The organism is Bradyrhizobium sp. 33ap4, from assembly GCF_032654765.1.
GTDB classification, from domain to species: domain Bacteria; phylum Pseudomonadota; class Alphaproteobacteria; order Rhizobiales; family Xanthobacteraceae; genus Bradyrhizobium; species Bradyrhizobium australafricanum.
The window spans coordinates 1-877 of the sequence record NZ_JAUMTJ010000196.1; the positions used below are offsets into that span (position 1 = coordinate 1).

1 protein-coding gene is annotated in these 877 nt (G+C 52.7%); it reads left to right on the top strand.

Going from position 1 to position 877, the window contains the following annotated elements; genetic code table 11:
* On the top strand, positions 1 to 877 hold an 877-nt coding region (locus Q2M23_RS44415; protein WP_410469853.1), incomplete at both ends, for an RNA-directed DNA polymerase.

Genomic DNA, 877 nt, shown 5'->3' on the forward strand with positions numbered 1-877 from the left:
TCGAAAGCACCCGGTTCTTTCCCGAAGTCATGACTGGTTTCCGCCAAGGGAGGTCGGCGATAGACAGTGTAATCGATCTCGTTACTACCGTGCAGCAGGCAAAGGCTGATGGACAAATCACTGCTGCTGTATTCCTGGATGTGGCGAAAGCCTATGACAGCGTCCTTCACAGTGTTGTTGTGGCGACACTCGAAGAAGCAGGTGTAGGAGGTAACACACTTTCATGGATTCAGGATTTCCTGTCCAACCGGTCCTTATTTGTCCGCACTACTGAGGGAGATACGACCTCCTACCCTGTCAGCCGTGGCATCCCGCAGGGAAGTGTACCCAGTCCACTATTTTTGAATGTTGTTATGGCTTCTCTTCCTGCCCAACTGCGAAAGCATACCCGTATTACGCTCTATGCCGATGATATTTGCATCTCGACATCCGCTGTCCGACGTGACACACTCCAACGTCGCCTGCAGCATGCTCTCCATGACATCGTATTGTACCTTGCCGACCGTGGATTATCCGTGTCGCCAAGCAAAACGGTTGCCATGGCGTTTACACGGCGTTCTTTTCAGAGGTACCCACTGTACGTGGCAGGGTCGCCGCTGAAGTTTGTGACGCACTACAAGTACCTAGGAGTTACGGTAGACCGTGGGCTGACATGGTCACGACACATCAGGACGATGTCTGACAGGAGCAAAGTGTACATCAACGTGCTGCGACACATTTCGGGGGCGTCATGGGGCCCGTGCTACGGTGATCTCCGTCGGGTCTACTCTTCCCTGATCCTGGGTGCTATACGATATAGCTTACCAGTATTGTATGGGTTGAATAGCAGTGCAGAACGAGAGCTTCTGAACATCCAGGCCCGTAACCTTCGAGTCTG